Source organism: Streptomyces sp. NPDC088794 (genome assembly GCF_044750545.1).
In the GTDB taxonomy this organism is placed as follows: Bacteria; Actinomycetota; Actinomycetes; order Streptomycetales; family Streptomycetaceae; genus Streptomyces.
In genome coordinates this window covers 199,678-225,097 of record NZ_JBIVKB010000018.1, presented here as the reverse complement: position 1 = coordinate 225,097, position 25,420 = coordinate 199,678, and the positions used below count along the sequence as shown (strand labels likewise).

24 protein-coding genes are annotated in these 25,420 nt (G+C 72.4%); 1 reads left to right on the top strand and 23 read right to left on the bottom strand.

Features of this window, described 5'->3' with window-relative positions; translation table 11 throughout:
• Positions 1 to 6: 6 nt before the first annotated feature.
• Genes ACIP6U_RS39885 through ACIP6U_RS39870 form a run of 4 tightly spaced genes read right to left on the bottom strand, consistent with a single transcriptional unit; the run spans position 7 to position 2,312 of the window.
• Positions 7 to 315, bottom strand: a complete 309-nt coding sequence (locus tag ACIP6U_RS39885; RefSeq protein ID WP_124002651.1) for a muconolactone Delta-isomerase family protein — start codon at positions 313 to 315, stop codon at positions 7 to 9.
• 22 nt (positions 316 to 337) lie between these two features.
• On the bottom strand, positions 338 to 1,372 hold the full coding sequence (locus tag ACIP6U_RS39880; RefSeq protein WP_401727638.1) for an ankyrin repeat domain-containing protein: 1,035 nt from the start codon (positions 1,370 to 1,372) through the stop codon (positions 338 to 340).
• The gene (locus tag ACIP6U_RS39875) at positions 1,369 to 1,815 is read right to left on the bottom strand and encodes a nuclear transport factor 2 family protein (RefSeq protein WP_124002649.1); all 447 of its coding nucleotides are present in this window, start codon (positions 1,813 to 1,815) and stop codon (positions 1,369 to 1,371) included. Before ACIP6U_RS39875 ends, ACIP6U_RS39880 begins: the two co-directional genes overlap by 4 nt.
• The gene (locus ACIP6U_RS39870; RefSeq protein ID WP_401727637.1) at positions 1,812 to 2,312 is read right to left on the bottom strand and encodes a nuclear transport factor 2 family protein; all 501 of its coding nucleotides are present in this window, start codon (positions 2,310 to 2,312) and stop codon (positions 1,812 to 1,814) included. Before ACIP6U_RS39870 ends, ACIP6U_RS39875 begins: the two co-directional genes overlap by 4 nt.
• Before the next feature lie 395 nt (positions 2,313 to 2,707).
• On the opposite strand from ACIP6U_RS39870, the gene ACIP6U_RS39865 reads away from it, so the two are divergent.
• A complete protein-coding gene (locus ACIP6U_RS39865; RefSeq protein ID WP_401727636.1) occupies positions 2,708 to 3,583 on the top strand; it encodes an LLM class F420-dependent oxidoreductase in 876 nt (291 codons plus the stop codon).
• Positions 3,584 to 3,645: 62 nt separating this feature from the next.
• Here the strand turns inward: ACIP6U_RS39865 and ACIP6U_RS39860 are convergent, their stop codons facing one another.
• The 19 genes from ACIP6U_RS39860 to ACIP6U_RS39770 form a co-directional block, all read right to left on the bottom strand.
• Positions 3,646 to 4,542, bottom strand: coding sequence for a LysR family transcriptional regulator (locus tag ACIP6U_RS39860; RefSeq protein ID WP_401727635.1), 897 nt, complete (start codon positions 4,540 to 4,542; stop codon positions 3,646 to 3,648).
• A 159-nt stretch (positions 4,543 to 4,701) separates the two neighbouring features.
• A complete protein-coding gene (locus ACIP6U_RS39855) occupies positions 4,702 to 5,763 on the bottom strand; it encodes a LuxR C-terminal-related transcriptional regulator (RefSeq protein WP_401727634.1) in 1,062 nt (353 codons plus the stop codon).
• Positions 5,764 to 5,873: 110 nt separating this feature from the next.
• A complete protein-coding gene (locus tag ACIP6U_RS39850; protein ID WP_401727633.1) occupies positions 5,874 to 6,863 on the bottom strand; it encodes a TauD/TfdA family dioxygenase in 990 nt (329 codons plus the stop codon).
• Between the two features lie 4 nt (positions 6,864 to 6,867).
• A complete protein-coding gene (locus tag ACIP6U_RS39845; RefSeq protein WP_401727631.1) occupies positions 6,868 to 7,974 on the bottom strand; it encodes an aspartate kinase in 1,107 nt (368 codons plus the stop codon).
• Entirely contained in the window at positions 7,971 to 9,017 is a 1,047-nt protein-coding gene (locus ACIP6U_RS39840) for an aspartate-semialdehyde dehydrogenase (RefSeq protein WP_401727630.1), read from the bottom strand. Before ACIP6U_RS39840 ends, ACIP6U_RS39845 begins: the two co-directional genes overlap by 4 nt.
• Complete coding sequence (locus ACIP6U_RS39835; RefSeq protein WP_401727629.1) at positions 9,014 to 9,970, bottom strand: DMT family transporter; 957 nt, start codon at positions 9,968 to 9,970, stop codon at positions 9,014 to 9,016. Before ACIP6U_RS39835 ends, ACIP6U_RS39840 begins: the two co-directional genes overlap by 4 nt.
• Before the next feature lie 33 nt (positions 9,971 to 10,003).
• Complete coding sequence (locus ACIP6U_RS39830; protein WP_401727627.1) at positions 10,004 to 10,996, bottom strand: transporter substrate-binding domain-containing protein; 993 nt, start codon at positions 10,994 to 10,996, stop codon at positions 10,004 to 10,006.
• Positions 10,993 to 12,270 (bottom strand): methylaspartate mutase, encoded by a 1,278-nt coding sequence (locus tag ACIP6U_RS39825; protein ID WP_401727626.1) that lies wholly within the window; start codon positions 12,268 to 12,270, stop codon positions 10,993 to 10,995. Before ACIP6U_RS39825 ends, ACIP6U_RS39830 begins: the two co-directional genes overlap by 4 nt.
• The gene (locus tag ACIP6U_RS39820; RefSeq protein ID WP_401727624.1) at positions 12,270 to 12,770 is read right to left on the bottom strand and encodes a cobalamin B12-binding domain-containing protein; all 501 of its coding nucleotides are present in this window, start codon (positions 12,768 to 12,770) and stop codon (positions 12,270 to 12,272) included. The genes ACIP6U_RS39825 and ACIP6U_RS39820 overlap by 1 nt, the downstream gene beginning before the upstream one ends.
• A 105-nt stretch (positions 12,771 to 12,875) precedes the next feature.
• The gene (accC, locus tag ACIP6U_RS39815; RefSeq protein WP_401727623.1) at positions 12,876 to 14,237 is read right to left on the bottom strand and encodes an acetyl-CoA carboxylase biotin carboxylase subunit; all 1,362 of its coding nucleotides are present in this window, start codon (positions 14,235 to 14,237) and stop codon (positions 12,876 to 12,878) included.
• An 11-nt stretch (positions 14,238 to 14,248) separates the two neighbouring features.
• Positions 14,249 to 14,755, bottom strand: a complete 507-nt coding sequence (gene accB / locus ACIP6U_RS39810; RefSeq protein WP_401727621.1) for an acetyl-CoA carboxylase biotin carboxyl carrier protein — start codon at positions 14,753 to 14,755, stop codon at positions 14,249 to 14,251.
• The gene (locus ACIP6U_RS39805) at positions 14,745 to 16,526 is read right to left on the bottom strand and encodes an acetyl-CoA carboxylase carboxyltransferase subunit alpha (protein ID WP_401727620.1); all 1,782 of its coding nucleotides are present in this window, start codon (positions 16,524 to 16,526) and stop codon (positions 14,745 to 14,747) included. Before ACIP6U_RS39805 ends, accB begins: the two co-directional genes overlap by 11 nt.
• 16 nt (positions 16,527 to 16,542) lie before the next feature.
• The gene (locus ACIP6U_RS39800; protein ID WP_401727618.1) at positions 16,543 to 17,010 is read right to left on the bottom strand and encodes a DUF4188 domain-containing protein; all 468 of its coding nucleotides are present in this window, start codon (positions 17,008 to 17,010) and stop codon (positions 16,543 to 16,545) included.
• Positions 17,011 to 17,019: 9 nt separating this feature from the next.
• Complete coding sequence (locus ACIP6U_RS39795) at positions 17,020 to 18,435, bottom strand: aldehyde dehydrogenase family protein (RefSeq protein WP_401727617.1); 1,416 nt, start codon at positions 18,433 to 18,435, stop codon at positions 17,020 to 17,022.
• A complete protein-coding gene (locus tag ACIP6U_RS39790) occupies positions 18,432 to 19,289 on the bottom strand; it encodes an RNA polymerase sigma factor (RefSeq protein WP_401727616.1) in 858 nt (285 codons plus the stop codon). Before ACIP6U_RS39790 ends, ACIP6U_RS39795 begins: the two co-directional genes overlap by 4 nt.
• Positions 19,290 to 19,420: 131 nt before the next feature.
• Positions 19,421 to 20,224, bottom strand: coding sequence for a 4'-phosphopantetheinyl transferase family protein (locus tag ACIP6U_RS39785; protein WP_401727615.1), 804 nt, complete (start codon positions 20,222 to 20,224; stop codon positions 19,421 to 19,423).
• Positions 20,225 to 20,231: 7 nt separating this feature from the next.
• A complete protein-coding gene (locus ACIP6U_RS39780) occupies positions 20,232 to 21,989 on the bottom strand; it encodes an acyl-CoA dehydrogenase family protein (protein ID WP_401727614.1) in 1,758 nt (585 codons plus the stop codon).
• Positions 21,986 to 23,797, bottom strand: coding sequence for an acyl-CoA dehydrogenase family protein (locus tag ACIP6U_RS39775; RefSeq protein ID WP_401727613.1), 1,812 nt, complete (start codon positions 23,795 to 23,797; stop codon positions 21,986 to 21,988). The genes ACIP6U_RS39780 and ACIP6U_RS39775 overlap by 4 nt, the downstream gene beginning before the upstream one ends.
• Positions 23,794 to 25,404, bottom strand: coding sequence for a PfaD family polyunsaturated fatty acid/polyketide biosynthesis protein (locus tag ACIP6U_RS39770; RefSeq protein ID WP_401727612.1), 1,611 nt, complete (start codon positions 25,402 to 25,404; stop codon positions 23,794 to 23,796). Before ACIP6U_RS39770 ends, ACIP6U_RS39775 begins: the two co-directional genes overlap by 4 nt.
• Positions 25,405 to 25,420 lie beyond the last annotated feature (16 nt).

The following is a 25,420-nucleotide window of genomic DNA, read 5'->3' as shown; positions in this document are numbered from 1 at the left end:
CGAGGGTCAGACCTTGTAGGCCTTCTTGACGTCTTCGGCGAAGCCGAGGTAGTCGCGCAGCGGCCAGACCTCCTCGAACTCCAGGTACTCGCGCATCGGCAGCCGGCCCAGCGCGGTCCGGTCGAGTTCCTCGGCGTTCGGGGCGTCGATGATCCCGATCACCATCTTCTTGGCGGCGACCTTCCACAGGCCGACGGCGAACCCGGAGTCGAGGGTCTCCTGGGCGTGTTCGGCCTCTTCGCGCTCGACCTCCCACAGCTCGTCCAGGGTGATCCGTCCCTCGTGCTTCCAGCGCATCTGGACGTAGAACAACATGGCGGTTCCTTAAGGGAGTTGGTCAGGCCGCGGCGAGCGCCGCGATCCGCACGGTGAGGGCGTCGTCCCGGCCGAAGACCTCGACGGCCAGGTCGAAGGGGGTCTTGCCGTCGTGCCCGACCAGGTCGATCGGGGCGCCCGCGTCCAGGAGCACGGTCACGCAGTCGGCGTAGCCGTGCCACAGGGCGTCGTGCAGCGGGCTGTAGCCGTTGGTGGCGCCCTGGAAGCCGAGGTCGATGCCGGGCTGGGCGACCAGGTCGGCGGTGATGCCGGCGTGGCCGTTGTAGACGGCCTTGTGCAGCGGTACCGCGCCGAAGCAGGGTTCGACGGCGTTGATGTCGGCGCCCGCGGCCAGCAGCAGCCGGACGATCTCGTCGTGGCCGTCGCGGGAGGCGACGAGCAGCGGGGTGTGGGCGTCGTTGAAGCCGTTGAGCATGGGCGCGCGGGCGTCCACCTCGGCGCCGGCGGCGAGGAGTTGACGCACCGCCTCGGTGTCGCCGGCGGCGACGGCGGCCATCAGGGGCTGTGCCTCGACGGCCGAGGCGTCGTGCTCCTGGCGCTCCTTGAGCAGCTGCTCGGCGCGCAGGAGCTTGTCCTTGCCGAAGGTGTTGACGTTCAGCTCGTACGCGAAGTGCTGCTCCAGGGAGAAGCCGTAGTGCGTCTGGACCTTGAGTCCGGCGCCCCGCTCCAGCAGGTACTCGACGAGGTCGGGGTACTTGTACCAGAGGGCGTCCATCAGCGCGGTGTGCCCGGTGGTCGGGGCGACGGCGTCCACGAACGCCCCTGCCTCGACCAGGAGTTGGGCCACCTTGAGGTCGCCGCCCTGGCAGGCCTTGTGCAGGGCGGTGGCCCCGGCCCGGGTGTCGGCGGTGTGCACGTCGGCCCCGGCGTCGATCAGGACTCCGGTGGTGGCGGGGTCGGCCTGGCCCGCGGCGATCATCAGGACGGTGAGTCCGGAGGCGCTGTCGCGGGTGGAGGGGTCGGCGCCGGCCTCGATGAGCCGGCGTACGTCGTCGGTACGGCGATCCCGTACGGCGGCGATCAGTTCGGCGCTCATGAGCCCCCGCTCTCGGGGGCGTCGCCGCGGATGGCGCGGATGATCGTCGAGGGGTCGGTGTGCGACTCCCAGCGGACGATCTTCCCGTCGCGGACGGTCAGCCAGTGGGTGAAGATGATCTCGAAGTCCTGGCCGGTCGCCTTGACCTTCGACACCTCGTGGATGACCCCGGCGGCCTTGTCGCCGTCCACCACGAGGTCGAGGAGCTCCTCGAAGGTCACGTCGCACTGGCCGGCGAAGACACCGACGCTGGCGGCGACGTCGTCGCGGGTGTGGAAGGTGCCGATCCACTTCATGTCGTCGTTGTAGCCGGGCACCACGCGGTAGTTGATCCACTCCACGTCGTCGGCGAGGAGGCCGAGCGCGGTGGGGAAGTCGCCGCCGGTGAGAGCGGAGAACCACTGCTTGGCGACGTCCCGGGTCTGTTCGGTGAGCTCGCTCATGACGTCTCCTTCTGGGCGTGCTGGTCGAGCTGGTCAACGGGGTCGGGCGGCCCGTCCGGCGGGGTCATGATCTGCTGGTTGCCGTCCGCCCACAGGGCCGTCATCACCACGCCGGCGATACGCCAGCCGGCCGGGGTGCGGGTCAGGTCGAAGCGGTAGCGGCCGCCGAGCGTCCAGGTCGCACCGCCCTGCGGATTGGGCAGCAGATGGGTCGCCTGGAAGTGCGCGGTGACCACCGCCGCGTCCCCGTTCACCTCGGCGACCTGGTTGCCGATCATGTGCTGGGTGGCCCTGAGGTGGCCGAGACCCGCCGTCCAGTCGGCGATGATCTGCGTGCGGGTGCGCACGGCCGGTTCGCCGCCGAAGAGGCTGGTGTAGTCGAGCGCCACCTTCTCGGCGAGCAGCGCGGGGAGCGCCTCCCACTGCCGCAGGTCGACGGACCACAGCATCCTGGTGCAGGTCTCGATCACGTCGAGACGGTCTTCCGCGGAACTCATGGGCGACTCCGGGGGTGACACGGGATGGTCGTACGGACGGTGGGCCACGCCCGGCGGGCGCGTCGCGATCGACGCTAACCAGGCCGGTGACCTGCGGCGCGGCCCGATGGCGGGGCCCGCCGGACTCTGGAAGCTCTGACCCGGTACTACGTCAGTTGCGGGAGGGGGCGACTACTTGACGCAGTGCCGTCCCGCGTCTGACGGAATGCCCGATCACCCCGCCCCGCGCCGCTCGGGGGCCGCTCCCGGTGGGAAGGGTGAGGCGACGACCGACGAGGAGGTTCCCATGGCGAACGTGACCTACAGGCGGGGCGGGACTACGACGTCCGAAGAGGACGACGGATGGGGTCTGGCCGGAAACGGGTGACGCCCCGGTGATGGACAACCGCAGGTGCATGCGCGTCGGTGTGGTCTTCCCGCACCTGGAGATCGGCCCGGATCCGGGAGCCGTCCGGGACTGGGCCCAGGCGGTGGAGGACCTCGGCTTCCGGCATGTGGTCGCCTTCGACCACGTGCTGGGCGCCGGCACCGGCACCCGGCCCGGCTGGTACGGCTTCAGCAGCGAGGACCTCTTCCACGAGGTCTTCGTGCTGTTCGGCTTCCTCGCCGCGGCCACCCGCACCCTGGAACTCGCCACCGGCGTCCTGGTGCTGCCGCAGCGGCAGACCGCCCTGGTGGCCAAGCAGGCCGCCGAGGTGGACGTGCTCAGCGACGGCCGGCTGCGCCTGGGCGTGGGCATCGGCTGGAACCGGGTGGAGTACGACGCCCTCGGCATGTCGTTCGCCGACCGGGGCGCCCGCTGCGCCGAACAGGTCGAGCTGCTGCGGGCGTTGTGGGCGCGGCCCACCGTGAGCTTCGACGGCCGCTGGCACCGGGTGGACGACGCGGGCATCCTGCCCAGGCCGGTGCGCGGCACGATCCCGGTGTGGTTCGGCGGCAGCGCGGAGCCGGTGCTGCGCCGGGCCGGTGAACTGGGCGACGGCTGGCTGCCGGAGCGCCCGCCCGACGAGACGGCCCGCGCGATGGTGGGCCGGGTGCGCTCCTACGCGCTGGGCGCCGGGCGTGATCCGGCCGAGCTGGGCGTGGAGGCCCGGCTGGTCCTCTCGGAGGTGCCGGAGCCCAAGTGGCCGGACTTCGTGGCGGGTTGGCGCGACCTGGGGGCGACCCACCTGTGCCTGAACACGATGGGTCTGGGCCTGGCCACCGCCGACGACCACATCCGGATGCTGCACAGCACCCTGCGCGATCTGGGCCCCGTGGCGGGGAGATGAACGCCGCGGCAGCGCCGCCGCCGGCCGCTCCCCCACCGACCGCCCCATGCTCGCCCGTGCCCCTATCGCCCGTACTCCTCGGCGAGGAACCGGATCGTCTGGTCGACGAAGACCCGCATCTCGCGGGTGAGGTTCTTGCCGCGCCGCCAGGCGAGCTGGGTGAACACCTCGAAGGGGATCTCCCAGTCGAGTGTGACGAGCAGGCCCGCGTCCAGGGCGTCCTGGACGGTGGCGGTGGGCAGCAGGCTGATGCCGAGCCCCGCGGCCACCCCGCGCTTGATGGACTCGCTGGTGCCGAACTCCAGGAAGGGCAGCGCCTCTCCGGTGCCGTCGTTCAACTCGGCCTCGAACAGCTCGCGGTAGGCGCAGCCGGCCTCGGCGGAGATGACCTGGGTGCGGCGCAGCTCCTCCGTGGTCACCTTGGGCAGCCGGGTGAGCGGGTGGTCGGGGGCGGCGACGACGCTGAGCGGTTCGGAACCGAGGACCTCGGTCTGCACGCCGGGATGGCTCGTCTCGGCCTCCATCAGGAAGCCCATGTCGAACATGCCCTGGCGAAGCGCGTGACAGGTCTCGGCGCACAGGCTGGGCCGCAGCACGATGTGCAGGGCCGGATAGCGGTGGTGGAAGAACTCCAGCAGGGGCGGCATGCGATAGGAGGTGATGGACTCCATCGAGCCGACCGTGAGGACGCCGGCGGGGTCGCCGGTGCCGACGGTGGCGCCGCGCGCCTCGCCGGCCAGGGCGAGCATCTGCTCGGCGTAGGGCAGGAGCCGCTGGCCCGCCTCGGTCAGTTGTATGCGGCCGCCGAGGCGGTCGAAGAGGTCCACACCGAGCGACATCTCCAGCCCCTTGATCTGGCTGGTGACGCTGGATTGTGCGTACTTCAGCTCGGTGGCCGCCTTCGAGAAGCTCAGCAGCGTGGCCACTTTGTGGAATGCCGCCAGCTGCCTGATATCCATGGTCCACTCCCTTTATGGGTCGACACCGGATGGATTTGTCGTGCCTGTTCCGGCCCAGTTCTCCGGGCCCGGTCCTCCGGTGCCGTTTCTCTTTCCAGGAGAACACCGGGCCGCGGGGGAACGCCATGTCCCCGGGTTGTCACATAGCGGCCAACGGCGTCATTTAGCGGCCAGCCCGGTGAGGTCGACGTCGAATTCGGCGTCGGGGACGATGCCCTGACGGCCGATCATCAGCCCGGCCTGGAAACGGCTCACGGCGCCCATCTCCTCCATGATCGCGGAGATGTGGCGGCGGCAGGTGCGGGTCGCCATGCCGAGCCGGCGGGCGATCACCTCGTCCTTCAGGCCCAGCGCCATGAGGCGGATGATGGACATCCGTACCTCCTCCGCGAGTTGGTGGTACTCGTCGGGCCGCCCGTCGGCCTCCCAGGGCCGGCCGATCTGCCACACGGCCTCGAAGGACCGGCAGAGATAGCCGACCAGGGTCGGTTCGGTGACGACGGCGGCGCCGGGCGGCCGGCTGTCGGGCCGCTCCTTGGGGATGAAGGCGACCTTGCGGTCGTAGACGATGAGCCGCTCCGAGAGGTCCTCGACGGTACGGACCTCGGCGCCGCGGCGGGTGATCTCCTGCACGTAGGTGCGGGTGGCGAGGCTGGTGCGGGCGGTGTGCTGGTACAGGATGCGTACCCGCACACCGCGGCGCAGCAGTTCGAGGGTGTGCTCCCGGTCGGCCTCCAGGAGTTCGGGGGGCCGGCCGCCGCCGGACTGCAGGCTCATCCGCTCCTCGCAGCAGCCGTACCGGGCGCGGTCGATCTCCCGGCGCACCTCCTCGAAGTCGTCGAGGACCGTGATGGGCACCTCGTCGGCACTGCCGTCGCGGCGGGTGCGGTACGTGGCGGCCAGCGAGCGCAGCTCCTGCTGGATCCGGGCGATCTCCCGGCGCCGCCGGGCGACCGCGACCTCCAGCGGGGTGACGAGTTCGGCCTCCGCGACCTCGGGGTCCAGCGGGACGACGGGCCGGCCGGGCAACTCCGGGCTCAACAGCCGCAGTTCCTGCAGCGCCTTGCGGATCCGGGTGACCGCGCCGGGCTCGGCGCCGAGTTCGGCGGCGATCTCCTCGTCCACGAACCGCCCGTGGTCCAGGGCGATTTCGTACGCCCGGACCGCGAGGTCGCCCAGAAGAGGAATGCCGTCGGACAACTCGTCACCCTTCCCCGTCACTTCGCCCGATCGCGGCGGGCGCGTGGGTGTGCCTTTTCCACCCTAGGACACCGACGCCGCCCCGAAGTCCTGGCAGCCGTCCACGCATTCGACAACGTCATCTCGGGGGCTCAGTAGTGCACGCGCCGGTCCTCCGGGGTCGCGCGGTAGCGCACGCTCCACAGGTTGCGCCGGATGTAGGTCCGCTGGAGCCAGCGGTCCCGGCCGTCGTAACGCGCCTGGAACACGGAACGGGCGTGCACGCCCTTGCGGTTGTTGATGAGCAGGGCCTGGCCCGGACTGAGCCGGACCTCGTCGGCGGCCACCCGGCAGGCCTGGCGCAGCGCCTCCAGGGCCGCCGTCGCGCCGCGCGTGAGCGGGCGCGTGCCGTTGGCGGAGACGGCGATCTCCGGGAACCGGGCCGCGCCGCTGAGGATCGGCACCGGTTCGGAGAGCACCTCGTCGCCCTCGGCGACGTCCCGGGTGTAACTGCCGGGCGCGTTCAGCCTGAACAGCGGGCTGCGCAGCGTGTCGACGACGCTGTCGGGCAGCGCCGCGCAGATCGCCCGGGCGTCCGCGTAGTACGTGACGGCGTCGCCGTCGGGTGCGCCGCGCAGACAGTTGAGCACCAGGAAGTCGGGGTTGGCGAGGTCGTAGCGGCCGATGGCGTCATAGGTGATGTCGCTGTGGAAGTTGAGGAAGACCGCGGAGCCCTGGTTGGTCTGGGCGTGCGCTCCCTGCGGGACGGGGACGACGTCGTGGACGATCCGGCCGTCCTTCTCGGTCAGGACGCCGATCGGTTCCCCGAGCAGTCCGGTGAGGCCGAGCAGCACCCCCTCCGCGACGAAGCTGGTGCGGCCCTGCGCGGGTCCGCCGTCGACCGGGGTCGGCGGCAGCTCCGCGTCTCTGGGCAGATTGCGGACCAGCATCAGACCGGGCGCGTCGTTGTGCCGGCCGAAGTCGATGATCTGTTGCAGCAGGGGCGTGGGCAGGTCCGCGAAGGCCTGGTGGTAGCGGGTCAGCGCGCGGTCGACGTCCGCCGCCGGGTCGGGCAGCGGGCGCAGCCGGGCGCCGAGGGCGTCGCGGACGGGATCGGTCAGCGCGAGGTCGGCGAAGGTCAAGGCGTCACACTCCGGCGAGTTGCGGCTGCGGGGCCGCGGGGCCCGCGCTCGGCAGGTCGATGGTGTCGTGCAGTCGCTGGGCCAGGTGCAGGGCGTCCTCGCCGTCCCCGGCGATGTGGGTGACGACCTTGGAGCCGCGGATCTCGGCCACCGGAACCCCCACGTACGTACCGGGTTTGAGGTTCTGGCGGCGCTGCACCTCCTCCAGGTCGACGAACCCGCCGACCACCGCGACCCAGGGCTTCTCGGTGAGCCGCACGGTGTCGATGCCGGCCGCGTGGAAGAGGCCGTGCGCGATGTCGGCGGCGTCGTCGGAGTCGTAACCGAGCACCACCGAGCGCTGGTTGAAGACGATTGCGGTGAGCTGGTTGCCCTCCCGGCTGATCGTCGTGCCCTGGGCGAAGGGGGCGCGGTTGTAGCGGCAGACGATCTCGATGTTGTGCCGCAGGGCGAGTTGGACCGCGCGCCGGTGCAGCACCTTGGCGCCGTACAGGGACATCAGCGCGGCCATGTTGAAGGAGACGTGCGGCAGCATCCGCGCCCCGCGCACCAGGTGCGGGTCGGAGGTGTAGATGCCGTCGACGTCGGAGTGGATCTCGCAGGCGCCGCCGCCCGCGGCGCGCGCGACGGCGATCGCGGACAGGTCGGAGCTGTTCTTGCCCAGCCAGGTGGGCCGCCGCTGGGCGTCCACGGCCTGTCCGCCGGGCACGACGACGACCTCGTACTCCTGGAGGGAGCGGCTCAGCGGTCCGGGGTCGGTCTCGATCACCCGGGCCCACAGGAACGCGGAGTTGGTGGTCAGTCCGACCTGGTGGCCGGCGAGCACGGTGGCGCTGCGGCCCCTGCGGTGCAGGGCGGTGGCCAGCAGATGGGCGCTGATCAGGTCGGCGGTGGCGAGCATGCCGGCCGACGTGGCGTCCTCGGGATGCACGTTGACGTCGTGCAGCCGGCCGCGCAGTTGCTCGGTCTCCCCCGACATGGCGCTGACCACGACGGCCAGCCGGCGTCCCTCGGTGTCCAGCCGGCGTTCCAGGCCGGCCGCGAGGTCGTCGTAGGAGGAGTGCGAACGGAAGGTGGAGCCGCCGAACTTGAGAATGGCGGTGTCGCTCACAGCAACCCCCGGTCGAGGACGTACTCGGCGATCTGGACGGCGTTCAGGGCGGCCCCGATCCGCACGTTGTCGGCGACCAGCCAGAGCCAGAAGCCGCGCGGATTGTGCGGGGCGACCCGGATGCGGCCGACGTGCACGTGGTCGGGCTCACCCGCGGTGCGCGGGGTCGGGAAGCCGCCCGGGGCGTCCTTGTCGTGGACGGTGACCTCGGGCAACTCGGCGAGGCGCGCGACGAGTTCGGCGCGGTCGACGGGCTCGGTGGCCTCGACCCAGACCGCCTCGGAGTGGGAGTTGACCACGGGCACGCGGACGCAGGTGGTGGTGACGTCGAGGTGCGGCAGGCCGAGGATCTTGCGGGACTCCTGGAGCATCTTCTGCTCCTCCATGGTGAACCCGGTGTCCAGCAGCTTGTCGATGAACGGCACGACGTTGAAGGCGAGCGCCGGCTTGAAGCGGTCGGCGGGGAGTTCGGCGTCGGGGTCGCTGAGCGCGAGGGCGCTGCCCTCGCGCAGTTCCGCGATGCCGTGCTGGCCCTGCCCGGAGGCCGCCTGGTAGGTGCTGACGACGACCTGGCGGATGCCCCAGCGCTGTTCGACGGTCTGGAGCAGCCGGACCAGCGGGATGGTCGAGCAGTTCGGGTTGGCGATGATCCCGCTCGCCGGGCGTCCGGCCAGCAGGACGTCGGCGTTGACCTGGGGCACCACCAGCGGGGTGTCCGGGTCCATGCGGAAGGCGTTGGTGTTGTCGATGACCAGGGCGCCCTGCGCGGCGGCGGGCCGGGCCCACTTCTCGCTGACGGAGGTGCCCGCGGAGAAGAACGCCAGGTCCACGTCTGAGAAGTCGAACCCGTCGAGGTCCTCGACCACTTGGGCACGGCCGTCGACCTCGACGGTGCGCCCCGCCGAGCGGGCGGAGGCGGCGAGCCGGACGCCGCGATGGCGCAGTCCGCGCGAACTGATGAGCTCGATCAGGGTGTTGCCTACGGCGCCGGTGGCGCCGGCGATCGCGATCCGCGGGGCCGCGGGGTCGCTGACGTAAGTCATCGGGGTTCTCCGATCCGGGTGAGCGCGGCAGGCGAGGTGTCGTCCCGGGAGGGGCGTCGCCCGAAGGCCGGCAGCAGGTGCCAGCCGAGGTTCACGCCGAGGCCCGCCAGGACGATCAGCGGGATGCCCAGGGCCTGGAGCAGCGAGATGTGGTGCCCGTAGACCGTGAAGTCGACGAGGATCGCCACGGCCGGGTAGACGAAGGACAGCACCGCGATCCTCGCGGTGGGCAGCTTCTGGTACGAGGCGTAGAGCAGGATGTACAGCAGACAGGTGTGGATCACGCCGAGTCCGACCAGCCAGGCCCAGTCGGCGCCGAGTCCGGCGGTCCGGCCGAGCGCGGTGAACGGCAGCAGCAGCGGGATGCCGACGGACGCCTGGGTGAAGGCGGTGATCTCGGGGCGGATCGACGTCAGGTGCTTGGCGATGACGGTGGCGAAGGCGTACAGGAGCGCGGCGAGCAGGGCCTGGCCGACGCCCAGGAGATACGTTCCTCCGTTGGCGCCGGTGGCCGAGCCGAGGTCGGCGACCAGGACCACACCGGCGAAGGCGAGCAGGATCCAGCCGGCCTGGTGGCGGTCGAGGCGCTCCTTGAAAAGGATCAGGCCCAGCAGCACGACGTAGAACGGCTGGGTGTGGTAGACGACGGTGGCCACCGAGATGGACGTCTTGCTGTACGCGCTGAACAGCAGCACCCAGTTGAAGACGATGCACACCCCGCCGAGCACCGCGAGCGCGAAGGTGCGGCGGGTGAAGTTGTGCGTCCTGAACAGGCCGCGGGCCAGACAGTACGCGCCGAGGGCGAGGGCGCCGAAGACGCAGCGGAAGAAGACCACGTTGAAGCTCGGCTGGCCCGACTCCAGGACGAAGACGCCCAAGGTGCCCGACAGGACCATCGCGGCGGTTAACTCCAACGCCCCTCTGGTCTGCTGTCGGTTGGTGGGAGTGGTCACGGTCGGTACCTCGTCTCCGGTCGCGGGTCGGGGTCAGTGCAGGGGGACGGCGTAGTGCAGACCGCCTCTGGTCCACAGCTCGTTGGGACCGCGGGGCACGTCGAGCCCCGAGGAGTGGCCGAGGTTGCGCTCGTACAGCTCGGCGTAGCTGCCGACGGCGTCCAGGACCCGGGCCGCCCAGGCCTCGTCGAGCCCTGCCGCGGGGCCGTGCCGGCCGGCCTGGCGGGCGACGGCGGCGCGGCCGGGGAAGCCGTCGCGGTGGGTCTCGTACTCGGCGGCGAACAGGAGTTGGAGGACCCAGCGGCAGACGCGGAACCAGCGCGGGTCGTCGTCGCGCACGACGGCGGCCATCGGTTCGCGGGAGATCTCCGCCGGGAGGATGCGGTGCGCCTCGGGGTCGGGCAGGGCGCGGCGGGCGCCGGCCAGCGCGACCTTGTCGAGGACGTACGCGGCGCAGTCGCCGACCGCGTAGGCGTGCAGGGCCTCCTGCGGGTCGCCGAAGACGACCGGGGTGACCGTGAGGCCGCGCGGCCGGTACCACTCGGCGAGGTTGTCGGGGGTGGTGGAGCCGGCGTGCACGGCCAGGCGCTGTCCGGCGAGGTCGGCCGGGTCCTCGATGCCGGAGTGGGCCGGTACGAGGAAGCCCTCGCCGTCGTAGCAGGTGACCCCGGCGAACAGGAGCCCGTGCGCGGCCTCGCGGCCCATGGTCCAACTGACGTTGCACACCGTCACGTCGGCCTCTCCGGCGGCGAGCCGGGTCAGCCGGGCGGCGGAGTCGGCGGGCCGCCAGTCGACGGCCTCGGCGTCGTCGAGCACGGCGGCGGCGACCGCCCTGGCCACGTCGGCGTCGAGGCCGGTCCAGCGACCCTCGGCGGTGCACAGGGACAGCCCCGGCTGGCCGCGCGAGACCAGGGCGCGGACGGCGCCGCGGGCGCGGACCTCGGCGAGGGTGTCGGCGAACGGGTTCCCGGGCGGCACGATCCCGCCCGTCGGGGTCGGCGGCGACAGCGGCGCCGGGCCGTTCACGCCACGCTCCGCAGCAGGGAGCCCGCGAAGTCCTCGCGGTCGTAGCGGCGTTCGTTGTGGGACAGCATCCGGGTCAGCCGCGCCGCCGTGAGGGGGGCCGCGGCCAGGGCGTCGGTGCGCGGCACCCGGACCGGCATGCCGCCGGCGCGGGACCAGGCCAGCATGCCGCGTTCGTCGATGACGGCCCTGGACTCGCCCGCGTTGTCGCGGTGCAGGCAGTAGGGCACGTCCAGGACGCCCCGCGCGAAGGCGGCGACGAGGGCAGAGCCGACGCTGTGGCCCAGTTCGAGGGTGGCCGCCAGGAGGGTCCTGGTCTCCGCCAGCAGGCCGGTCTCGGCGGTCGGCGGGCAGTGGGACCGCACGCAGTCGGCGGCCTCCTTGGCGCCGACGGCCGCGGCGAACTCCAGTGCCTCCACGTTCTCCTCGACCGCGGGGATGCGCCGGGCCTCGGCGGGCGTCTTGACGATGAGCCGCTCGGTACGACTGTGCACGGCGAGCCGCACGCTGTCCTCCAGGAGCCGGAAGGAGCCGACGGGGGTGCGCGGGAAGACGCCCATGTACGTGTAGAGCGTGACGTGCCAGTCGATGTCGCCGAGGTACTCGGCGGCCAGCGAGCGCAGGGCCGCGAGGGCCTCCAGGTCCTGGCCGAGGTGGACCTGTTGGGCGTAGCTGAGGGAGACCGAGCGCAGTCCGTGCTCGCGGAAGAACATCCCCTCCAGGACGCTGAGCGCCACCAGCAGGGAAGGCGGGCAGAGTTGGCCGAGCATGCAGCCGCCGAAGGTCTCCAGGTGCATGGGATCGGGCGCGGCGGCGGCGAGTTCGCAGCAGCGGGCCCAGTTGTCGGTGGCCTCCGGCAGCGGGACCCGGCCGTAGGGCAGGCAGTAGGAGACCGGGCCGCCCTCGGTGGCGTCGACGCCGGCGGCGACCATGATGCGGAACAGGCTCAGCGGCAGCGGTGAGCCGTGGCGGACCTGGACCGGGAAGTTCCGGGAGCTCACGTCGTCGAGCAACTCCCGTACGGCGCCCACCCCGTGGGCCTCCAGCGGGAAGCCGTTGAGTTCGTCGCCGGCGCGCAGGGCGCGGCGCGCGGAGTCGAAGTCCCCGACGCGGGTGTAGCTGTCGAGGGTCACGGTGCCGACGGTGGAGGCCCGGCAGTCGCGTACGGCGGTGAGCCCGGCCCGCATGCGGTCGAGCGGGCCGAAGCCCATCCGGGGCTGGACGACGAGCACGCCCGCCCCCGCCGCGGTGCGCACGAAGTCGGCGAACCGCGGCATCACCGTGCCTCGGCCAGGGCCGCGGGCTCCCTGGGCGCGAGGTTCCCGGCCAGCGTCCGCAGGAAGGCGCCGAAGTCGGCGAGCATCCGCGCGACCGGGGCCTCGGACTCGTTGAACACCGCGTTGAACCCGGCGTCCAGCAGGCGCTCGCCGAACCCGTCGTCGCCGCCGCGCACGCCGAGCTTGCCGCCGATCACGACGGGCAGCAGGGCGAGTTCGGCATCCCGGCGGATCGCCCGGATCAGCCGGAGTCCGTCGAGGTGGCCGTGCCCGTTCACGGTGCTGAGGACGACGAGGTCGGGCCGGTCGGCACCGCGGCAGGCGTCCATCACGGTCGCGTCCGGCGGGCATACGCCGAGATTGGTGACCTCGTGCCCCGCCTCTTCGAGGAGCAGCTGGAGGTAGACCAGGTTCCACATGTGCGCGTCGGACGAGACGCTGGAGACCACGACGCGCAGGGAGCGTTCCGGCATCGGGGTCGTAATCGGGTATTCAGACATACCCTTCACTCTTCGAATCACCAGGGGATACGTACAGCCTATTCCGAACGGAATTCCAGAACGGGCCGATCACTATTTTCTATGCGGGTCACCGCGGGAGCCCTTTTAAAGGGAGAAATTCCGCTCCAGGAAATCGGTGGTCACACCTGTTCGGTTGAATTCCGGATGACTCAGTATCTGCTGGTGCAGCGGAATGGTCGTGTGCACCCCGGGACCCTTCACATCGAATTCGGCGAGTGCGCGTTGCGCACGGTCCAGGGCGGTGGCCCGGTCGGGCCCCCAGACGATCAGCTTGCCGATCATCGAGTCGTAGTAGGGGCTCACCCGGGAGCCGGGCACGTAGTCGGTGTCGACGCGGACCCAAGGGCCGCCGGGCACGCGGTAGTTCTCCAGCAGACCGGGGGTGGGCGCGAAGTCGCGGTCCGGGTCCTCGGCGTTGATGCGGCACTCGATGGCGTGGCCGCGCACCACCACGTCCTCCTGCTTGACGGAGAGCGGGGCGCCGGAGGCCACCCGTAACTGCTCGCTGACGATGTCGACGCCGGTGACGAGTTCGGTGACCGGATGCTCCACCTGGATACGGGCGTTCATCTCCATGAACCAGAAGGTGTCGGCCGCGGCCGGGTCCGTCTCCAGCAGGAACTCCACGGTGCCGGCGCCCCGGTAGCCGACGGCCCTGGCCCCGGCGACGGCGGCGGCACCGAGCCGTTCGCGCAGCTCGGGCGAGATGTCCGGGCCCGGCGACTCCTCGACCAGTTTCTGGTGCCGGCGCTGCACCGAGCAGTCGCGTTCGCCCAGGTGGATCGCGCCGCCGAAGTCGTCGCACAGCACCTGGATCTCGATGTGCCGGGTGCGGGTGAGGTAGCGCTCGATGTAGACGGCGCTGTTCTTGAACACGGCCTGGGCACCGGCCCTGGTGCGGGCGTAGGCGTCCCGCAGGTCGTCCGGGCGGTGGACGACGGTGATGCCGCGTCCGCCACCGCCCGCCGCCGCCTTGATGATCACCGGGTAGCCGATCCCCCGGGCGATCTGCTCGGCGCTGTCGGCGGAGTCGACGGGTTCGGTGGTGCCGGGCAGCAGCGGGAGTCCGGCCTCCGTCATCAGCCGGCGGGCCGTGGCCTTGTCGCCGACGTTCTCCATGACGTCCGGCGGCGGGCCGATGAAGGTGACGCCGGCGTCGGCGCAGATCTCGGCGAAGTAGGGGTCCTCGGAGAGGAATCCGTACCCGGGGTGGACGGCGTCGGCGCCGGTCCTGAGCGCGGCGCCGATGATGTTGGGGATGTTGAGGTAGCTGCGGCTGGGCGCGCCGGGCCCGATGTGCACGGACTCGTCGGCGGCCTTCACGAACCGGGCGTCGGCGTCCGGGGTGGAGTACACGGCGACCGTCCGCACGCCCAGGTCGCGGCAGGTCCGGATGATCCGCAGCGCGATCTCGCCGCGGTTGGCGATGAGCACCTTCTCGAACATGGCGGTCCGCCTCAGCCGGCCGGGACGAGGTCGATCAGGGGCTGGTCGTACTCGACGACCTCGCCGTCCTGCACGTGGATGGCGTGGACGACGCCCCGGACCTCGGCGGTGATGGAGTTGAGCAGCTTCATGGCCTCGATGACGGCGAGTTGCTGTCCGGCCTCGACGGTGTCGCCGACCTGGACGAAGGGGTCGGCGCCCGGGGAGGGGGCCTGGTAGTAGGTGCCGACGAGAGGGGCGGTGACCTGGACGACGCCGGCGGGCGGCTGCTGCGCCTCCGCCGGGGCGGCCTGCGCGGGCGGGGCCGCCGACGCGGCCGGTGCGGCGGGAGCGACCGCGGCGACCGGCGCCACCGGGGCGTTGTCCCACTCCACGTCCACGCTCAGGGAACCGGCCCGCAGCGTGATCCGCCGCAGGGTGCCGGGGAGTTCACCGGCGAGCAGGCGGGTCTGGGCCCGCAGCTGCTCCACCGTCAGGTCGGCGGCGTCCTCGGCCGTGGTGTTCAGCTCAGTGCTCATCGTGCGTCTCCCAGTCCACTACGGGCTGCAGTTGCGGATCCCCGAAGCGGTCGTACCGCCTCCGTCGGGCTGCGACGAGTTGTTCGCCGTCGAGGTCGAGCAGGGGGGCGAGGGCCCGCGCCAGGGCGTTCTTCACCGTCAGGGCGGTGGTGTGCGGGGCGGTGTGGGCGCCGTCGGGCGGTTCGGGCACGACGCCGTCGACCACGCCGAGCCGGAGCAGTTCGGAGGCCGTCAGGCGCAGCGCGTCGGCGGCGCGGTCCGCGTGTTCGGCGGTGCCGAAGAGGATCGTGGAGCAGCCCTCGGGGCTGATCACCGAGTAGTAGGCGTTCTCCAGGATCAGCACGGTGTCGGCGACACCGAGGGCCAGGGCGCCGCCGCTGCCGCCCTCGCCGGTGACCACGGAGACCACGGGGACGCGCAGCCGGGACAGTTCGAGGATGCAGTCGGCGATGGCGACGCTCTGGCCGCGCTGTTCGGCCTCGATGCCGGGGAACGCGCCCGGTGTGTCGATGAAGTTGACCACCGGCAGTCCGAACCGGTCGGCGAAGCGCATCAGCCGCAGCGCCTTGCGGTAGCCCTCGGGATTGGGCATGCCGAAGTTGCTGCGGACCAACTCGGCGGTGTCGTGGCCCTTCTGGTGCCCGAGGACGACCAGGCTCTGCCCGCCGAACCGGGCGACCCCGCCGACCAGTGCGTGGTCGTCGCCGAAGGCGCGGTCGCCGTGCAGGGAGACGAAGTCGTCGAAGACGTACCCGAAGTACTCCAGGGCGGTGGGCCGCCCGATGTCCCGGGCCAGCGACACGGTCTCGCGGGTGGTGCGCGTGGACGGCACCGGGGTGGTGCGGATGGCCTCGGGGCCGCCGGTGTCCGGGAGTTGGGGCAGCGACGGACCCAACAGGGCCAGCAGTCGGGCCAGTTGCTCGCGCTGGTTCTCGCGCGGCACGACGGCGTCGATCATCCCGTGCTCCAGCAGGAACTCGGCGCTCTGGAAGCCGGGCGGCAGCTCCTGGCGGATGGTGTTGCGGATGACCTGGGGTCCGGCGAAGCCGATGAGGGCGCCGGGTTCGGCGAGGATCACGTCGCCGAGCATCGCGAAGGAGGCGCTGACACCGCCGAAGGTCGGGTCGGTGTTGAGGTTGATGACGGGCAGCCGGGCCTCGCGCAGCGCGGCGACCCACTGGGCGGTCTTGGCCATCTGCATCAGCGACAGGGCGCCCTCCTGCATACGGGCCCCGCCGGAGGCGGCGATCAGCAGCAGCGGCAGCCGCCGGTCCAGCGCGTGCCGGGCCGCGGCGGCGACGGCCTCGCCGACCACCGCGCCCATGCTGCCGCCCATGAACGTGAAGTCGAGGACGGCCACGACGACCGGCCGGCCGCGCACGGTCATCCGGCCGGTGAGGATCGCGTCCTGCCGGCCGGTGCGCGCCTGGGCGTCCCGCAGCCGGTCCGGGTAGGGCTTGGAGTCGGTGAAGCCGAGCAGGTCGCGCGGCGCGTAGGTGTCGGGGAACGCCTCGAAGCTGCCCGGGTCGGCGAGCTGTCCGATGCGCACGTCCGGCGGGATGCGGAAGTGGAAGCCGCACTCGGGGCACACCTTGAGGTTGCGGTCCAGGCGCTTGCCGTAGATGAAGGACCCGCAGGAGGCGCACCTGCGCCACTGCACGTCCTGCTGTGCGGCCCGTACGGGCGAGGGGCTCTGCGGACTCTGCGGCACCGGTGGCAGCTGCGTGCCCTGCGGAGGCTGCGGAATCTGTGGCATCTGTGGGATCGACACGGGGGCTCCCTTCCTCTCAACTGCCGTCGCCCGACGGCACCGGAGCGGACCGCTGCGGCCGGTGCGCGGTGGCCGCGCCGAGGCCGAACGGCGGCATGTTGCGGTACACGGTGTGGGTGCGCGCCGGGTCCACGACGTACGCCTCGTGGTAGATGCCGACCGCTCCGTTGTCGCCGACGGCCCGGTTGAAGCGGGCCCAGGCGGGCCGGTGTTCGGCGTCGAGGTTGTGCGCGTACGCCATCAGCTCGTCCATGGACCGCCAGTACTGGACGACGACGACCGTGCGCGCGAGCCAGGTCCTGGCGGCGAGGAAGCCGTACTCCCGCTGCCGGTGCAGCTCGGTCAGCATGCGGATCATCGCGAGGAAGGAGGGCACCCAACGGTGCACTTTCCAGAGGCTGTTGACGCGCATGCCGATCAGGAAGACGACGGTGCCCGCCGGTGGATCGGCCACCTGGGGCACACGCTGGACCTCGACTGCCACGGGGACTCCTCAGAAGGGGTACGTGCGGGGCGGTGTGCTGGTCGTGCGGGTCCGCCAGCGGGTGAACGCCTCCAGGGCGGCCCGGCCGCCGAAGCCGGAGCCGTTGCCGGAGGCGCCGACGCCGGCGAAGGGCAGGGCGGCGTCCTGGACGACGGTCTGGTCGCCGACGTGCACGACACCGGTGTGCAGCCGGTCGGCGATCGCCTCGCCGCGCGCGGTGTCGGCGGTGTAGACGGCCGCGGTCAGTCCGTAGTCGGAGGTGTTGGCGAGGCGGACGGCGTCGTCGTCGTCGGCGAAGGGCGTGACGGTGGCGACGGGTCCGAAGACCTCGGTGTGGAAGACGTCCAACTGCTCGGTGACGTCGGCCAGTACAGTCGGCGGGTAGTACGGGGGCAGCGGCCGTCCGCCGGTGACGAGCCGGGCGCCCTGGGCGACGGCCTGTTCAACGGCGTTGGCCACGCTGGTGAGTTGACGCCGGTCGATCATCGGCCCGATCTGGGCGTCGGAGCGGTGCGGGTCGCCGATGCGCAGGGCGTCCGCGTGCCGGGCGAGCGCCTCGGTGTAGGCGTCGGCGATCGCGTGGTGGACGAGGTGGCGCCGGGCGGACATGCAGATCTGGCCCTGGTGCAGGAAGGAACCCCAGGCACCGGCCGCCGCGGCCGCCTCCACGTCCACGTCGTCGAGGACCACGAAGGCGTTCTGGCCGCCGAGTTCGAGCACGACCCGCTTGAGCAGCCGGCCGCAGGCGGCGCCGACCTCGCGCCCCACCTCGGTCGAGCCGGTGAAGGACACCATCACCACGTCGGGCGCCTGGACCAGTGCCGCACCGGTCTCCGCGTCGCCGTGCACGACCTCCAGGACGTCCGGCGGCAGCCCCGCGTCGGCGAACACCTCGGCGAGGATCCGGCCGCCGCTGAGCGGGGTGTGCGGGTCGGGCTTGAGCAGGACGGCGTTGCCGAGGGCGAGCGCGGGGCCGATCGAGCGGGCGGCGAGCAGCAGCGGGAAGTTCCAGGGCACGATCACCCCGACCACGCCCAGCGGGACGCGGGTCACCTCGGAGGCTCGCGTCGGGTCGTCGGCGGGCGGGTGCGGGAAGCCGGGGTGGCGGGCGAGGGAGGCGCCGTGGCGCAGCTCCTGCGCGGACTGGTAGACCTCGAAGAAGGCCTTGCCGGGGATCGCGCCGCCCTCACGGACCAGCAACTCCTGTACCTGGGGCGCCCGTTCGACCAGCAGCTCGGCGGCCCGCTCGACGATCGCGGCCCGTTCCTCGGCGGGCGTGGCCGCCCACGCGGGCGCGGCGGCCCCGGCCCGCCGGCCGGCCGACGCCACGTGGTCGGGTGTGCACAGCTCGACGGTCCCGAGCGGATCACCGGTGATGATCTCCCGGCTGACCAGTTGGGTCGCGGTTTCGGCGAGGGTGGTCACCTGGGCACCTCGGTTCCGTCGGGCGTGCGTGCGGGGGTTGGGGGGTGGGGGGTCTCGGGGGCCCGGACGGGGGCGGCGCCGGAGGACCCGCTGGGCGCCGACGGGGCGGCGGAAGCGCGGTCGGGCAGGGTGCCGTACATGGGTCCCGGCGCGCGTACGGCCCCGGTCTGCCCCGCGGGCGCCGCCCTGTGCGCCGCGGCGGACGTGGCGGTGGGCGCCGGCGTGTGGCCGGCCTCCCGGGTCGGCGCGGCGGAGGCGCGGGCCGGGCAGCGTGTGCAGTCGTCGGCCGAGGGCGCCGGCACCGCACCGTCCCGGTCCAGGGCGCGGCGCAGTCTGCGCAGGCAGCGGGTGCGGATGGGGCCGACCGAGCCGAGGGGCATGGACAGGGCGGCGGCGATCTCCTGGTAGGAGGCGGGCGGGTCCTGGAGGGCCCGTAAGAGCAGTTCGCGGCACTGGTCGGAGAGGCTGTCGATGGCGCGCAGCACCTCCTGGCCGCGGTCGGCGCGCAGGGTGATCTGTTCGGGGCTCTCGTGGTGGTCCAGGAAGTGTTCGAGCGTGGCGCTGTCGCCGACCATCACCAGGCGCCGGTCGCGGGTGGCCGCCTTGATGGCCTCGCGGCGGGCCACGGTGGCCAGCCAGTCCCCCAGCCGGTCCGGGTCGCGGATGCGGTCGGCGTTCTGCATCAGCCGGAACCAGGTGACCTGCCGCACGTCCTCGGCGTCGACCCGGCTGACCCGGTGGCTTCGCGCCACCGACCAGACCAGCCGACCGAACCGGTCGACCGTCTCGTCCCACGCCTCCGCCTCGCCCCGGGCACAGCCCGCGAGCAGCTCCGCGTTCCCCATCGCCGGCATCGCTCGTCCTCCGTCTGCGACCGCCCGCGCTGCGGCGGGATCCGGCTTCCATGCAACACACCGGACACGGTGGCCGGATACGGATGACGGCGGCAGGTAGCGGTCATGCCAGGAGTGGACAGCACAACGGTTCATCGCGGGCCGCTCCGGGAGCCGGCCGGCAGCAACTCGGCCATGGCCGAGCGCAGTCGTACGGGGATCGGCCCGGCGTCGTCCTCGCTGGCCCGGATGGCGATGCCGAGCGCGAACCGGTCCCACACCTGGAGCACCTGGATCTGCCACAACGGCCGTTCGGGCTCGGGGATCTCCTCGTCCACCACGGCCAGCCCGCCGCCGCGCAGCCGGTGCACGGAGAAGGCGTCGAAGCCGCGCGCCATCCCCATACCGGTGGCCTTGGTGTACGCCTCCTTGGCCACCCAGGAGTCCGCGAAGGCGTGCCCGCGCTGGTCCTCGCGGTCGCGGCGCAGCACCTCCTGCTCCAGCGGCGTGAAGACCTTCGGCGCGAACCGGACGGCCTCGGGCCGGGCCGGCGTGTTCTCGGCGTCGACTCCGGCGGTACGGCCGCGGACGACGATCGCGGCGATCAGTCCGTTGGTGTGGGTGAGGTTGAAGTCGAGCCCCCAGTCGGCGCCGTGGACGCTGGGCCGGCCGAACCGGCCCTTGTCGAACCGCCATTCCTCCGGTGCCACATCCGCGTACTGCGACAGCACCTCGCGGGAGAGCAGCCGGGCGCCCAGGAAGCGGGTGCGGGCGGCGGGGAAGAGCAGCCGGTCGTGCCGGGCGCGTTCCTCCTCGGTGAGCAGGTCGAGGCCGCCGGTCGCGGCGGCGAACTCCTCCACGTCCTCCTCGGCGAGCAGCCAGACGTCGGCTCCGCCGGCCAACGGGTCGTCGGCCGGCTCGCGCGCGGTGTCGGGGGCCTCGGCGATCACGGGCATCTGCGGGTCACCAACTCACCTGGAACGGACGGAAGGAGAACAGCCGGCCCGCGCGGTGGGCGTCCGCCATGACCTCGGCGACGGCCTCGATGTCCGCGGGTCCGGTCGTCCACCGCGTGGGGTGGAAGCGCCGCAGCAGCCGCTCCAGACAGAGCAGCAGCACGGCGGGCGAGCGCAGCGCGGGCGCGAAGCTGTCGCGTCCGCGCAGATAGAGATGGACGCAGGCGGCCGCCGCCGACACCGCCGCGTACTGCTTGGCGAGGTCGTACAACTCCGCCGACTGCCCGGCTTTACGCCCTTGTTCGGCTACGAGCTTGGCGTGCTCGTCGGCGAGCCGGTGCACCTCGTCCGCGAGCAGCCCCGCGGTCTCGGCGCACCCGGCCAGCCAGCCGGCCTCGCGCCCCTCGGCCGCGTCCGCCTCCCGGCGCAGTTCGGCGACGGCCGAGCGCAAGGCGAGCACCGAGTCGTCACCGCCCCGGCTGAACAACTGCTGCGCGGCGGGCTCGTACGGATCCATGGGGTGCGCGGGGTCGAAGAGCCGGGCGGTGGAGGCGACCGCGTCGGCGACCGGACCGGGCTCCTGGGCGACGGCGCCCGCGAGCAGTGCGGGCAACTGCAACGCGATGTTCTTGAGGTTCACCACGGTGTTGCCGTCGGCGAAGTTGGAGATGGCGAAGTCCCGCAGCACCTTCTGGAAGATGCCGTGGCGGGGGTGGGCGCGCAGGTAGTAGCGGGCACCGAGCACGGTGGTCAGCCGGGCCAGGGTCTCCTCGAGGAGGGTCGGCACGAAGTACTTGACGACCGAGGACCAGATGCTGGCCTGGGCGGGCGCGAGCTGGAGCGACCGCACCGCGCCCGTGGTGAGCGCGTCGGCGATCAGCAGCTCGGCGAAGCTCTCCGCCAACTGCCTTTTGGAGTACGGCACTTCGAGCACGGTCCCGCCGAAGATGACGCGTCCGGAGGCGAAGTCGAGGGTGGAGCGCAGGGCGGTGTCGACACAGCTCATAGCGATGCTGGAGATGGCGATCCGCGCCAACTGGCTGCTCTTCAGTGCGACTTCGAGCCCTTGCCCGACCCGGCCGAGGAGCGCGGAGTCGGGCACGAAGCAGTCGGTGAGCCGTACGCCGCTCATGTCGAGCCCACGCAGCCCGTGCAGGGGCTCGTCGCGCAGGTGCGCCAACTGCTCCGCCGGAATCCCGTCCTTCTCCACGGCGAAGATGGAGTAGCCCCCGGGCCCGCCCTTCTCCGAGGTCCGGGCGAAGACCATCACCGCGGCGGCGACCGTCGCGTTGCCGATGGTCCACTTCTCACCGTTCAGCAGCCAGCCGCCCTCGGTGCGGCGCGCGGTCGTCTCGTTGGCGAGGATGTCGCTGCCGTGACCGCGCTCGGACAGCCCCCAGGCCAGCTTCCGCCCGGCCCGGATGGCGTCGGCGAAGTGCTGCCGCTGATCGGGGCTGCCGGCGATCCACACCGGCATGTAGCTGAGGCTGGTCAGCACCATGGCGGTGGCGGAGGTGGGGTCGCGGCGCCCGACGAGCCGGTACAGGTTGAACCCGTCCTCGACATGAACGGCCTTGCCACCGTTGGCCGCCGGCACGATCCAGTCGTACAGCCCCCAACTCGCCAGCACGTCCACGAACTCGTGCGGGTACGCCTGGCGTTCGTCGAGGTCGAGGATGCGCGGGTAGGGCATGGGACCGGCGGCGTCCCACGGATCCCCGAGATACGCCTCCAAGTCCCCCATGAGCGCGATGAGATCGGTCATGTCGTCTCGTCCCCCTCCTCGGACTCCGGCCCCCCGTCGGACAGTTGGACCGGGAGCGCGGTGAACAGCAGCCCCGCCGCGTCGAGCCGGGTGAGCGCACGCACGGCGGGCGCCAGTTCGGAGGCGGCCTGCCGCGGATCACGCCCGTCGGCCAGGGCGAGGAGGACGGCCAACACGGAGGTGAGCCATCCACTCCCGCCGGGCTCGTCCCCGTAGAGCCCCCGCTCGGGATGGGCCCGCCAGGCAAGAACGGCCGCCGCACCCGCGTACAGCAGACAGCAGCGCTCGGCGAGATCCAGTAGTTCGGCCGACGCCCCGAGCCCCCGGGCCCGGTCCTTCTGGGCCTCGGCGGCGGTGGCGAAGGTGTCGTCGAGCGCGGCCCGCAGCTCCCGCACCAAGTCCCCGCCCCGCTCGTCCCCACCGGCCGCCATCCGCCGGGCCGTGTCCTCGGCCTGCTCCGCGAACCCGAGCAGCACGAGGTCCTTGGGACGGGCGGAGAGGTCGAGCGCGGCGGGGTCGAGATCGGGAAGCGGGGCGCCGAAGGCGAAGAGGGAGGCGGAACCGGGGTCCGGGGCCGGCGTGTCCCCAGGAGCCAATGCCGTTGCATATCCAGGGAGTTGGACTGCGATCGCCCGCAGAACCCCGAAGGGGCTCGTGTCGATGGATTCGACGATCTCGTTGTCCCGTCGGGCCTTGTCGAGGACGGCGCCGGGGCCGTGGACCAGGACGGCTCGGGCGCCGAGGAGGGTGCGGGAGCGGGCGATGGACGAGGAGGTCAGGCGGGTGGCCACCCGCTTCACCACCGAGGAGCACAGGCCGAACGTGCCCGGGGAGAGGTGGACGTAGCGGGCCGCCGTCAGGGAGAGCAGGTCGGCCGCGAACAACTCCGCGGCGGCGACGGCCAGTTCACGCGAGCCGTACCCCGTGTCGGCGACGCGGACGCCGCCGACCCGCCGGTCACGGGTGAACCGCAGCGCCGTACGAAGAGCCGTGTCGGCGGTGGCCAGGCAGGCCCCGGTGCTGAGCAGACGCACCACCTGTTGGGCCCGCATCGCTCCCGCGAGGCCACCGCCCACGGCTCCGATCACCGCCGCCCGCGGCACCGGAGTCCCTTCGAAGACCAGGTCGGCGAAGTCGATCCCGCGCATCCCGGTGACGGTCTGCGCGGGCTCTCGCCCCACCCGGTGGGCCAGCTCGCGCGGCCCGAGCAGCACGGCCGTGAACGCGGCCGGTCCGCGCTCCGCCGTACGCGCCACCACGACCACCGCGTCGGCGGTGGCGCCCCGTCCGACCAGCCATTTGCGGCCCCAGAGCCGGTAGCCGTCGCCCGTCGGGTCGAGGCGGGCCTCGCCCGCGAGGACGTCGCTGCCGGCCTGTTCCTCGGAGAGCGCGAAGGCGATCGTGCGGCCCTCCTGCACCCAGTCGGCGACCGTCTTGGCCTGTTCGTCCGAGCCGGCCGCGAGCACGGTGAGCACGGCGGAGCAGGACAGCAGCGTGGCCGGCATCAGCGCGGCGTCGCGCCGGGCCGCCACCCGGACCAGGAGCAGCGTCTCGTCGAGCCCGCGCAGCGTGCCGCCCAGCGAGGGCGGCAGATAGGCGAGCGGGAAGTCGACCGAGTCGAGGCGGGCGGCGAAGGCGTGCGGGAAGTAGCCGCGTTCGTCCCGCTCCACTCCCGCGGCGAACCCGTAGACGTTCTCCACCCGCCAGGGGTCGCCGAGCAGCTCGTCGAGCCGCGCGACGGCGGCGAACTCGGCGGTCGCGACAGTACCTCCCGAACCGCTCACGTCCGTACCTCCGGATCCGCTCATGGCCGTACCTCCAGGGCCTGGTCGGGCTGTGGTACCGGGTAGTCGGCGATCGCCGGGGAGAGGGCGAGGCCGGCCGCGCGCAGCAGGGAGAGGCGTTGGTGGAAGGCGGCGCCGGTCATGATGTGGCGGGCGACGTCGGCGACGTGGCGGTTGCGCGGGGCGGCCAAGTAGGTGCCGCGGACCCAGGAGTTGAAGCTGCCCATCGCCGGGCCGCACCAGATCTGGTAGTCGACGGCGCGGTCCGCCTCTCCCGTCTTCGCCCAGCGCGAGGCCATCCCCAGGTACCAGCGGAAGATCAGCGCGGCCCGCCGCTTGGGACTGGCGGCGGCACGGGCGAGCTGGTCGGGGTCACGACGCTCGAAGTAGCCGACGGTCTCCGCCCAGACGTCCTCCAGGGGGCGCCGGAAGATCTGCGTCTCGATCCGCCTGCGGGCCGCCGCCGGGAGGTCGTCGATGCCGTCGTGGTCGCGGTAGAGCTCGTAGAGGAGCCGGGCCCGCATCGGGAAGAGGGTGCCGCGCTTGAGGACCTGGAGTTCCACGCCCATCTCGAACATGTCGGCCGCCGGCGCCATTTCACAGTCGGCGAGGTCGGCCTGCGCGAGCATCTCCTTGACCTGGCTGGAGGTGCCGGCCTCGACGCAGGACTGGTTGACCGAACCGGTCACCACGTAGTCCGCGCCCATAGCGAAGGCCGCCCAGGCCGCCTCGGGGGTGCCGATGCCGCCGGCCGCGCCGACCCGGATCCGCGTCGGGTACCCCAACTCCTTCATCAGGGCGTCCCGTTGACGCATCAGAACGGGCAGCTGCGCGGGCAGCGGGCGCCGGTCGGTGTGCCCGCCGGAGTCCGCCTCGACGGTGATGTCGTCGGCGAGCGGCACCCGTTCGGCCAGCCGCGCCTGCTCGGCGGTGATCGCGCCCTCCTCCACCAGCGCCCGCACCATCGCCTCGGGCGCGGGCCGGATGAACTGCTCCGCGATCTCGGTCCGGGAGATCTTGGCGATCACCTTGTTCTCCGCCACGACCCCGTGCGGCCCGCCCGCGCGCAGCCCGGCGAGCCGGTAGCGCACGATGTGCGGGGTGAGCCCGAGGAACGCGGACGCCTCGACGCACGGCACCCCGTGGCGCAGGTACAGGTCCACGGCGGTGCGTTCGAGGCGCTCCTCGCTCGGGCTGTGGATCAGGTTGCAGGCGTACGGCAGCCCGGGGATCTCGGCGGCGAACCGCCCCAGCGCCTGCTCCACCGCCTCGGGCAGCAGCCCGGCCGCCCCGTACGAGGCGAGGTACCCGGCCCGCGCCATGGCGATCACCAGGTCGGCCGAGGCGATGCCGTTCGCCATGGCGCCGCTCATGTACGCCTCGCGCACGCCGTACGCGTCCAGGAAGGCGCCGCTGCCCAGGCGTTCGGGCCCCGACGGCGGTACGGCGGCGATGACCTCGTGCTCCCCGCCCGCGTGCACCCGCCCGCCGACGGCCGCGCCGAGCCCGTAGCGCCCGCGCAGGATGTAGACGGTCTCGTCGAGACGCGCGAGCGCGTCCTGGATCCCGCTCTCGCCGACCGCCGGTGCCCCGGTCCCGCTCCACCGCGGCCGCGGCTGTTCGCTGCTCATGGACATGTCTCCTATG